This window comes from Lysinibacillus sp. PWR01, from assembly GCF_043359455.1.
Classification (GTDB): Bacteria; Bacillota; Bacilli; order Bacillales_A; family Planococcaceae; genus Lysinibacillus; species Lysinibacillus fusiformis_F.
In genome coordinates, this window is sequence record NZ_JBHERJ010000003.1 from 1 (window position 1) to 9,516 (window position 9,516).

Consider the following 9,516-nt stretch of genomic DNA (forward strand, 5'->3'; position numbering starts at 1 on the left):
AAAAGGTCTTTTTCTGCTAGTGACATGATCTTTTTTCAACAATATGAGAGCAAGCTAGTCTATAGACTAGCTTGCTCTCAATTTTCTAATGAATATATTGCTTCTTCTCGCTCAATAAAATTTCCTTTAACGCTTTTAATTTTTCAATAACAACATACGATTCATCCGTAATTTCTTTCAGGTATTTTTCAGCGCCCGTTTTATTGCCTACATTGTATTCACGGACTGCTTTTTTTGCAATATCATGAACGTGAATAAATGGCTGTTCTAACTCTGCGTAGACACGCTCATTACCTAACAGTTTTTTTCCTGTGCCGTAATACCATTCGCCAAGGCGAGATTCTTTTGGAGACCCTACATCCTGCTCCGTCATCGTTTCAAAGCCTAATAGCAAATTATAGATTTTCCATCTCCACAATAGATGGTCAGTAATGGCTAATTCAATAATATCCTCTTGGCTAATAATAAAGTTTTTATAAATCGTCGTGGATCGATATCCATCAATCATTTTACTTAACTTATAAATGGCAGAGCCCATATCAAAAACGATTACCTTACTTTTTTGCATGCTCTCCGTAATTGTATGGTTACGTTCAGAAATAGTTGTAGCAGATTGTGCTTGTACCTTTGTCGTTGTGGCTATTTCCTCAAAGCGGGCACCTTGCTGCTGTAAATTTTTATTTAGCTCTGCTAGCGTCTGTGAAATATATAAGGTATCTGTAACACCTTGATGTAAATCTTGTGAAAATTGAGTCGTCAATGAACTAATATTATGGGTAATATGAAGTAGCTCCTGTATATCTGTATGTATAGATTTAACAGATGTACTTGTATCATCAGCAAGTTTACGAACTTCCTCCGCAACAACCGCAAAGCCTTTCCCTGCTTCTCCAGCACGAGCCGCCTCAATCGATGCATTTAAAGCCAATAAATTTGTTTGATCTGCAATTTTCTTAATTAATTCCATCAATTTCGCTACACTATTTACACGTTCAACTAAACGTTTAATATCTTCCTGCATTGATTTATGGCCTTCATCGGTTGTCTGTAAAATAGATGATACTTGTTGCAATGATTCCAAATCGTGATTTAATTTTTTAAAGGCATGCTTTGTTTGCTCTGAGATATCACCAACTGATGTGGCAATTTCTTCAATACTCTCGTCTAACTCATGCATTAATTGATCTGCTGCAACAATCTCCTGTTGCTGAATCTCTTGAAATTCAATCAGTTCCTTAATGGTATCTAACTGTGTATTATAAGTAATAATTTCACCTAACCCATTGACAACAGATCCTGCTTGAATTTCAATATAGGTCTCTAAAATGATTTGTTGATCAATTGTTACTAAACTATCATAGGACAATAAAACATCCAGCATTTTTTCTTCATCACGTGATAGTTCTTTAACAATAAGCGGAATGATTAATTGGTTAATCAGTGTATAGGCAGAAATCATCCAGTTCGGTAGTACCCCTATTCGAGCATGAACATAGGCAATTTTACGTCGCTTAAAGACATAATCTAAATCTAATTCATCATCAAATAAGCTAATAAAATGTGAATCAAACAACCCTTTCAAGCGCTCTACGGTTGAATGTGTATTGATGACATGATTAAACTCTGGAATTTCCAGTAGACGAGCATAAAAATTATCGAGTATATACTGTCGATTATTCTCGTAAATTTTACGTAAAAATCCAACAGATTCTCTTCTAATTCTTGATAAAGCAAGGAAATCTAATTTTTCTTTAAAGCGTTCATTTGTTTCGATGTCTGAATTTTTTGTAGCCGAGAAATAATCATAACTTTGATTAATCTTCTTCCTTTTGAACATTGCTCCCACTCCTAGTTGTATTAAATTAAAGTAAAATAAAATTACCAATATTTTAAAGCCAATAATAGATCTCTCTTCATTACCTTCAACTAATAAAACATATATATTTTACCAACAATAGAAAGACAAAAATAGATTCTCATTTAATTCTTTACACTTTATTATTTTTTCGTCCACTTTATTGACAATTTCTTATTTTCCTAGTTAAACACTGTCTTTACGCAGAAAAAGCGCTAAAATCACGTTTGATCCTAGCGCCTTCTTCCCATATAAACTTATCGTTAGTGCTAGCACTCGCAATCGCAATTTTGTAAGCTATCTAGTAGCTTTTCCATGGCTTCTAGTTGCTCACAAAGCGTTTGAATCATGCATCGTAGGATTGGTATTAATTCTTGACAAATGCAGAATCTAAGCACATTTTGTGCCAGTCGTATACCACCCTGATGATGGACAATCATTTCCCGCAGATAATTGATATTAATGCTATTGGAGACTGGCGGTGCACACATTGCATTGAACATAGCTTCTGTAATTTCTTTATAAGCACACATATACTCGTATAATTCATACTCTGAATTTTGCACGACACAACAACGATTTTGTATCGCTTCAAGACTCTCAACCATTTCTGTATGTGTTCGAATGATTTCTAATGCGAGATTTTGTACAGGGATATTCGTTGTATAGCGTAAAACATTTTCAGACATTTGGATTGCTGCAACTTGATGAGGAAGGATTTGTTTAATAAAGTTTTCTGAGATACTACAAGTAATGGTAACATAGGTCATACCCTGCATCATTTTTTTGAGGATTCGCTGATATTCCTCTAGATATGCCTTAGTCACATTACTGAGTTCAATTGGTTTAGCCATTAGACACACTCCTTTCAGAGTAATGTATGCCTGCTAGGTTGTTGTGCGATAGACAATTGTACCAATTGCTCAATTTTTACCAGCCATCATCATCGTAAAAAATTATACTTGCTCTTTCTTATATGTATCTATACATGTAGAACAAATGCATATTTTTGGCTCTCCCTGCACTGCATTTAACAGGTGTTCTGGAATGCTAACTGTCATACACCAGCACTCTTTTTCGCCTTTTGCCACGCCACAATGATTTTCTCCCCCACATAATGGACATTTCATTTCTCCAGTTGACATGCTCCTACAACTCCTTTACTTTTCCCCATTGTAAAGTAAAAAAGGAAGAGCACTCAATACCTTGCTCCTCCCAAAACGCTTATTGTTGATGCTTGTGTATGTCTTGTTTTACTTCTTCAGTATCTGTGTCACTATAAATGGATGTTCCATGCCCACCACTTTTTGCTAACAATGCCTTCACTTCATTATAGGATAATCCTGCGTCTGCATTTTTTTGCTTCACTTCATTAATATTCGTGCCTGCAGATGTAAATTGGACTTCTTTTTCATGATTCATTGTATTTCTACCTCCTATAATTCATCTGGCTGCATTTCAATCAATTCATCGCCTTCTCTTTTTACTCGCTTATTGAGCTCCTCTATAGGAATGGCATCTACAGTTTGCATATCCTCATGCAAATCGAAAAGACTAATTGTATCTGATTCAACCATGTCAGGCTTGTCCTTGCTATTTAAATTCATGAACATTTTCTTTTCATGTGGTATTTTTTCGATATCCATTCTGTCACACTCCTTTTCCTATAATGTGTGTAAAGCTGGACAGATTATGTGTCTTTCCCTTGTTCGCTTTTATCAATACGGTGATACTCAGCTATTTGAATAACTCGTACATGTTTTGTGTGCAGTTCTTGGTATACACCCCTACTATCGGTAAAGGAAATATCTTGATCGCGTTCACTTTTAACTAATTTCTCTGCCTCTTGTTGTGATTCAATATCAATTACGCTAAGGCGTAATTGCGTCCAGATTTTTTTCGAGCTTGCTCGAAAAGCTCCTCTTCAAAATCTGTGACATCCGCTGGGGCTTTTATCTTGATTCAGTTGGTGTTTGGACACCCACTAAATCAAAGAGAACATTTTTACATTCATCTCACCACCTATAGAGGTGGACGTTTTCTGCTGAATCAAGATAAATGAATCTTCGTACATAATGTATCTCATCAAAAAAATACGTAATTTTAAATTCCTTCATCTTTATGCCCCTTAATCCTGCAATGTCACCGCTTATTCTGTCCAAAAAATGAAAAACCTTGCATTCCTAAAATTACATAAAACATATGAAGCATATAGTAAAACAATAAACATTTGCATTGGAGGGAGTAATGATTGATTCATACAGTCAAAGCTGGTGAAACCCTTGCTCAAATTTCTCAAGATTACCGTACACCTTTAGCATCCATTATCGCTGCGAACCCAGGAATTCAGCCTGATCATCTTGTCATTGGTCAACAAATCGTCATCCCTGGCTTGCCCGACCCCGAGACAATTCCTTACCGTATCGAGATCTCTACCAATAATCGCTGGCTACGTTTATATAGAAACAATATCCTTCAAAAACAATACCCTATTGCAGTTGGACGCATGCTTCACGAAACACCAGTAGGTAGTTTTATTATCATTAATAAAGCGCCAAACCCTGGCGGTCCTTTTGGCACGATGTGGATGAGTCTTTCTAAAGAACACTACGGAATTCATGGCACAAATGATCCTAGCTCTATTGGGCATGCTGTGTCACATGGTTGTATCCGTATGCATAATCGAGATGTTGAAGAGCTTGCCAGTATTGTGCCAATCGGTACAGAAGTAGTGATTCATCCCTAACTAAAAAGGCTATCTATACAAATTAGATAGCCTCTTGTTTTCATTATCTTTTCCTCTAGTCTGCGCAAGCTTCGTTAAATAGTATTGCTCTTCCCGCCACATATAATCCGCCATCGGAGCTTTATATTCCAATCCTCCCCATTCTCTTAAAACGTTTTCATAATGCTACATCTCATAGTAGTAAGGTTAAGCATTGCAAATTTCGTATAGGATGAAATGCTAAAAGCTATACTACCTATGGCAAAAGCAATTATTTGATAGCTTTATTTAAAACTATAGGAGGGAATACGTTGTCCACAAGTAAACAGTTATTATCCATTTTCGCCCTAGGTGGCATCAATGAAATTGGAAAAAATATGTATGTAGTACAATATGCAGATGACATAATTATTATTGATTGCGGAGCAAAATTTCCAGATGAAACCTTGCTTGGAATTGATCTTATCATTCCTGATATTACGTATTTACTTGAACATAAGGAAAAAATTAAGGCATTAATTGTCACACATGGGCATGAGGATCACATTGGTGGGATTCCTTATTTACTAAAAAAATTAAATGTTCCTGTGTATGCTACTCGATTCACTCTCGGACTTATTGAATTAAAGCTAAAGGAACATAAGCTTTTAAGAGAAACGGATTTAATTGAAATTCACGCTGACTCAGCTCTACATTTAGGACAAATTGATATTAATTTCTTCAGAACCAATCATAGTATACCCGATTGTTTAGGAATCGTTTTAGCTACTCCTGAAGGAAATGTTGTCCATACGGGAGACTTTAAATTTGATCTAACACCCGTTAATAACCAGTTTGCTGATATTCATAAAATGGCGGAAATCGGTTCAAAGGGTGTGCTAGTTCTGATCTCAGAAAGTACAAATGCAGAAAGACCAGGTTTGACACCTTCTGAGCAACTGGTAGGGCATCATATTGAGGAAGCCTTTTTACATGCTGAACGGAAAGTAATCATCTCTACCTTCGCTTCAAATGTTAATCGTATTCAACAAATCGTACATGCAACAATTGCCACCAATAGGAAGTTAGCTTTAGTTGGGCGCAGCATGGTCAATGTTGTGGATGTTGCGATTGAACGAGGTTATTTATTTGTGCCAGAAGATCTGTTAATTGATGCACGAGAAGTTAAATACCTCCCCCCAGAAGAAGTCGTGGTCCTCTGCACAGGTAGCCAAGGCGAGCCTCTTGCAGCACTTGCTCGATTAGCAAATGGCAACCATCGTGAGGTAAAAGTTCTGCCAGATGATACAGTCATTCTTGCCGCTTCTCCTATTCCAGGTAATGAAAAGGGCGTTTCTCGTATTGTAGACAATTTGTTTCAGCTTGGTGCTAAGGTGATTTATGGTTCTTCCAGTCATACAGGTATGCATGTTTCAGGACATGGTCATCAAGAAGACTTGAAGCTGATGCTGACGTTTATGAAGCCTAAATTTTTCATCCCTATTCATGGTGAGTATCGCATGTTACATCAACATCGTTTATTAGCGGAATCTATTGGTGTTCAAAAGGGACATACCTTTATTATGAAAAATGGAGATGTCGTGGACATTGAAAATGCGAAGGCAAGGCAAACGCGTAAAATTCCAGCTGGTGATACGTATGTTGATGGGATTGGCATAGGTGAAGTAGAGGGAATTGTCCTCCGTGATCGCAAGCAACTTTCAGAAGATGGAATGCTTGTTATTGTATTAACACTCAATAAAGCAGATGGTTCTTTTATTTCAGAACCTGATACCATTTCACGTGGTTTTGTTTATGCTAAAGATTTCGAGGCACTGTTAACTAAGGTCAATGTGCTTACCAAAGAAATCGTAAATGAGCTTCAAGAAGAAAGCAGACAGCAAATACATGTCCTACGTCGGGAAATTAAAAGAGCTGTTGGACAATATTTATTTACCCAAACCAAACGAAAGCCAATGATTTTACCGATTATTATTGAAATTTAATAAGTCGGTGCAAGGATTGTCCAATCCATTTTGCACCGACTTATGTTAATTGCTCAACCTTTGAAAAGAATCATTTAGAAAATCTCCATTAAAAACTTTATGTAACATATCAGCATATACATGTTGGAGCTGTTCAAAGCTATGATGTAAGTTTTTTGAATGCTGATTTACTTGGTTTGAAATATTATTGAAATACTGTGGAAGGTCCTCTATCGCTGCGACTAAAGAATCTTTATTCATTAATAAATGTTGAACAGCATTTAATAATTGAGCTGCTCTATGCTGAATATCAAGAGGAGGTAATGCAATTCTTAAACGAAAGATATTACGTCTCTCCTTATTTATTTGAAACCATTTAAAAAAGTGAAATAAATAATCACTGACAACAATGGATTCATTCGGAATAATGGCAATGATATCCTGACCGATACACACAGCTTTTTTACATTGATAAATCAAGGTTTCCTGTAAATTAAATTTATTTAGAAGAATGCTTTTAGCAGGCACGATTGACAAATTAAATGAATCAACTGTGTGATCAACCTTTGGCACTTGACTAAAATCATCTTCTCTCAATAATTGCATTAGCATTTCTTCGGTGATAAAAGGAGTATCTTCCCTAGTAAAACATTGATCATTCACAATCAAATGACCAATTTGTATTTTTGCTATTTCTTCTAAAAAAAACTGCTTCACCATGTATGAACCCTCCAATCCTCTGTCCCAATTAATACCCTTAATACAATCTTCATTAACGCATTATACCTAGCTTTTTATTTAGGTCATTTGTCTGATGAAAAGTATTACTCTAATAATTGTACCATTTTAATGTAACTTTTTCTCCATTATACCACTATAATAGTATAGTCATTTCCCTTGTTTTTCACTAGCTTTTAACATAGAGGTGAATCATATGTCAGATTTTTTAAAGCTAGTAGGTGAACAACTTCGGATTATTCGATTATCCAAAGGACTTAGCCAGGAAGAAGTGGCTGAACGGACAGGGAAGTTAGGTTTCAGTAAAGGAAGAGTTTCTAATATTGAACATGGACAATCTAATATTACCTTAAGTACTTTGGAAACAATCATGAAGGCATTAGACATTACCCCTGAGGAGCTATTTAATTTTCAAAAACTATCTGGCGTTACTGATATTGAGGAAAAAAACCTCATGCTAGACATTCATCGCTCATTACTAAGAGAACGAAATTTAGACGAGGTAAAATATGTAGTTCGTATTACGAAGGATTTTTTAGATACGATTGATTCTCAATCGAAGAAAAACAGCTCCAACGGTCAATGACAATTGGAGCTGTTTCTTTATTAAAATTAACTTTTAGTAGCTACATACCAAACTTTTGACGATAGCCACATTTTCTACATAGTTCTTCAACAGCTTCTCTTCGTGAAAAGCCCTCTACAATCTTATTGGCACGTTCCCCTTCAACAATTTCTGAGAAGGGTTTTTCGTGTACATTCCCTAAATTAATGACACCTTCCCCATCCAAGCAACAAGGCACAACGGTTCCATCCACAAGTATAGCCGCTTGGCTACGCAGAGCGTGACAGAAACCCTTCCCTTCATCCTCTGGTTCTAGGAGACTTGGCCATCTAAATTCATGATCCTGATTTAAATAAACATGAGGGGCAATTTTTACTCCTTTCCCAGGCTCTACTTTTTCTTCTATGCGGTAATCAAGATTATACTCATTTTCTAATATTTCTAAAGTCTCACGGTTACGACGTGCTGCAACATCCGAAACATGATCCTGTTGTAGATTCCATAAACGATAGGAAATAATCGTATTGTATTCCCTTGATTCTCGCACAAAGTTCAAAATATCCCCTAAATATTTTTCACGGTTTTCAGAGCCTTCATGCCCATCAAAGCTATGCAACGAGAAATTAATTTGACGTAATGCTGGTTTTCCTAATATTTTCTCACGATTCTTTTTTATTAGCGTACCATTCGTTGTAATATTGACTTTAAACCCTTTTGCATGGGCAGCATCTAATAGCTGATCGATTCTTGGATGTAGTAATGGCTCTCCTTTTACATGCAAATAAATATATTTTGTATGTGGACGAATTTCATCTAATATTTTATTAAATTGTTCGATTTTTATAAGCCCCTTTGCACGAGCTGTAGGTGGGCAAAAACTACAGGCTAAATTACAAACACTCGTTATTTCTATATAAACCTTTTTAAATGTTCTCAATGTTGCTTCTCCGTTCCCATTCACTAAATAATCAAATCTCATTCATTCTAACAAATTTATTGGATAGATAGCAAAAATCGTTTAGCTTTCATCTGGGCAGTCCTACCTTTTCTCTAGGTAACATGGCTACACGTACAAGTGGGTTCATGAAGCGCTAATATCTTAATAGTAAGATGAAACGAAGGGAGGAGAAACGATGTCTGGTTTTAATTCTAAAAAATTTTATGGACCTGACGAACCTGAGCAGGAATCCTCTAACAAGCAAGGGAAAAATCATATAACGATTAATTTTACATTCAATATAGGAAACACCGATTTCCACTTTGAGCAACGAGCGGAAGGTGGAGGTCAAATCAATCATGATGTAGGCACAAATGCTAACCAAGGTGGACAAAATGCTAGTAACGGTAGTCATACACGAAATGTCAATTCGCAATTTGCTGACGGTAATGGAAGAAGCGGTATTGCTGGTAATCATAATGATGAGGCTGGTGGCCAACAAGGCATAAAAGTACGGGATAGCCTAGTCATTGAAAGTGATATACATTCATCCTCTAATCATAGTGAAAGTAATGAAGAAACTGATGTATTAACTGAAGAAAATGAGTAGATCATGTTGTTGAAAAAAGATGATGTCAACGGCAGAAAAAGCAACTTGGCAAAGTGAGGGGTTGATTTCCATTCCGCCAGCGTCCTTTCCAGAGGGCGTCCGATGAGCCGCTTCACTCACTA

General features: G+C 36.3%; 11 protein-coding genes. 4 read left to right on the forward strand and 7 right to left on the reverse strand.

Annotated elements, in window-relative coordinates; translation table 11 throughout:
• Positions 1–85 precede the first annotated feature (85 nt).
• The 5 genes from ACEVFT_RS00170 to ACEVFT_RS00190 form a co-directional block, all read right to left on the reverse strand.
• A complete protein-coding gene (locus ACEVFT_RS00170) occupies positions 86–1,837 on the reverse strand; it encodes a methyl-accepting chemotaxis protein (RefSeq protein ID WP_393947499.1) in 1,752 nt (583 codons plus the stop codon).
• Positions 1,838–2,124: 287 nt separating this feature from the next.
• Positions 2,125–2,709, reverse strand: coding sequence for a DUF305 domain-containing protein (locus ACEVFT_RS00175; RefSeq protein ID WP_393947501.1), 585 nt, complete (start codon positions 2,707–2,709; stop codon positions 2,125–2,127).
• A 102-nt stretch (positions 2,710–2,811) separates the two neighbouring features.
• Positions 2,812–3,000, reverse strand: a complete 189-nt coding sequence (locus tag ACEVFT_RS00180) for a cysteine-rich CWC family protein (protein WP_342441636.1) — start codon at positions 2,998–3,000, stop codon at positions 2,812–2,814.
• A gap of 79 nt (positions 3,001–3,079) precedes the next feature.
• Positions 3,080–3,277, reverse strand: coding sequence for a gamma-type small acid-soluble spore protein (locus tag ACEVFT_RS00185; protein ID WP_205445671.1), 198 nt, complete (start codon positions 3,275–3,277; stop codon positions 3,080–3,082).
• Positions 3,278–3,291: 14 nt separating this feature from the next.
• Complete coding sequence (locus ACEVFT_RS00190) at positions 3,292–3,501, reverse strand: hypothetical protein (RefSeq protein WP_004225632.1); 210 nt, start codon at positions 3,499–3,501, stop codon at positions 3,292–3,294.
• A gap of 605 nt (positions 3,502–4,106) precedes the next feature.
• On the opposite strand from ACEVFT_RS00190, the gene ACEVFT_RS00195 reads away from it, so the two are divergent.
• Both ACEVFT_RS00195 and ACEVFT_RS00200 read left to right on the forward strand, forming a co-directional pair.
• Positions 4,107–4,601: a L,D-transpeptidase family protein gene (locus ACEVFT_RS00195; protein ID WP_205445672.1), complete on the forward strand. Its 495-nt coding sequence runs from the start codon at positions 4,107–4,109 to the stop codon at positions 4,599–4,601.
• A 290-nt stretch (positions 4,602–4,891) separates the two neighbouring features.
• Positions 4,892–6,565 carry a ribonuclease J gene (locus tag ACEVFT_RS00200; RefSeq protein ID WP_393947503.1) on the forward strand — a complete coding sequence of 558 codons (1,674 nt, stop codon included), beginning with the start codon at positions 4,892–4,894 and terminating at the stop codon, positions 6,563–6,565.
• Positions 6,566–6,610: 45 nt separating this feature from the next.
• On the opposite strand, the gene ACEVFT_RS00205 is transcribed toward ACEVFT_RS00200, so the two are convergent.
• Positions 6,611–7,264, reverse strand: coding sequence for a restriction endonuclease subunit S (locus ACEVFT_RS00205; RefSeq protein ID WP_393947505.1), 654 nt, complete (start codon positions 7,262–7,264; stop codon positions 6,611–6,613).
• Positions 7,265–7,478: 214 nt separating this feature from the next.
• Here ACEVFT_RS00205 and ACEVFT_RS00210 point away from each other — a divergent pair, with 214 nt between their 5' ends.
• Positions 7,479–7,868, forward strand: coding sequence for a helix-turn-helix domain-containing protein (locus tag ACEVFT_RS00210; protein WP_004225641.1), 390 nt, complete (start codon positions 7,479–7,481; stop codon positions 7,866–7,868).
• Positions 7,869–7,908: 40 nt separating this feature from the next.
• Here ACEVFT_RS00210 and ACEVFT_RS00215 read toward each other — a convergent pair whose 3' ends face one another.
• Positions 7,909–8,784, reverse strand: coding sequence for a radical SAM/SPASM domain-containing protein (locus ACEVFT_RS00215; RefSeq protein WP_393947508.1), 876 nt, complete (start codon positions 8,782–8,784; stop codon positions 7,909–7,911).
• Between the two features lie 196 nt (positions 8,785–8,980).
• Between ACEVFT_RS00215 and ACEVFT_RS00220 the strand changes: the two genes are divergently transcribed.
• Positions 8,981–9,394: a hypothetical protein gene (locus ACEVFT_RS00220; protein WP_205445679.1), complete on the forward strand. Its 414-nt coding sequence runs from the start codon at positions 8,981–8,983 to the stop codon at positions 9,392–9,394.
• Positions 9,395–9,516 lie beyond the last annotated feature (122 nt).

Coding starts and splice junctions, on each gene's coding strand:
- ACEVFT_RS00170 (WP_393947499.1), bottom strand. CDS start 1,837: ATGTTCAAAAGGAAGAAGATTAATCAAAGTTATGATTATTTCTCGGCT.
- ACEVFT_RS00205 (WP_393947505.1), bottom strand. CDS start 7,264: ATGGTGAAGCAGTTTTTTTTAGAAGAAATAGCAAAAATACAAATTGGT.
- ACEVFT_RS00175 (WP_393947501.1), bottom strand. CDS start 2,709: ATGGCTAAACCAATTGAACTCAGTAATGTGACTAAGGCATATCTAGAG.
- ACEVFT_RS00210 (WP_004225641.1), top strand. CDS start 7,479: ATGTCAGATTTTTTAAAGCTAGTAGGTGAACAACTTCGGATTATTCGA.
- ACEVFT_RS00190 (WP_004225632.1), bottom strand. CDS start 3,501: ATGGATATCGAAAAAATACCACATGAAAAGAAAATGTTCATGAATTTA.
- ACEVFT_RS00185 (WP_205445671.1), bottom strand. CDS start 3,277: ATGAATCATGAAAAAGAAGTCCAATTTACATCTGCAGGCACGAATATT.
- ACEVFT_RS00220 (WP_205445679.1), top strand. CDS start 8,981: ATGTCTGGTTTTAATTCTAAAAAATTTTATGGACCTGACGAACCTGAG.
- ACEVFT_RS00180 (WP_342441636.1), bottom strand. CDS start 3,000: ATGTCAACTGGAGAAATGAAATGTCCATTATGTGGGGGAGAAAATCAT.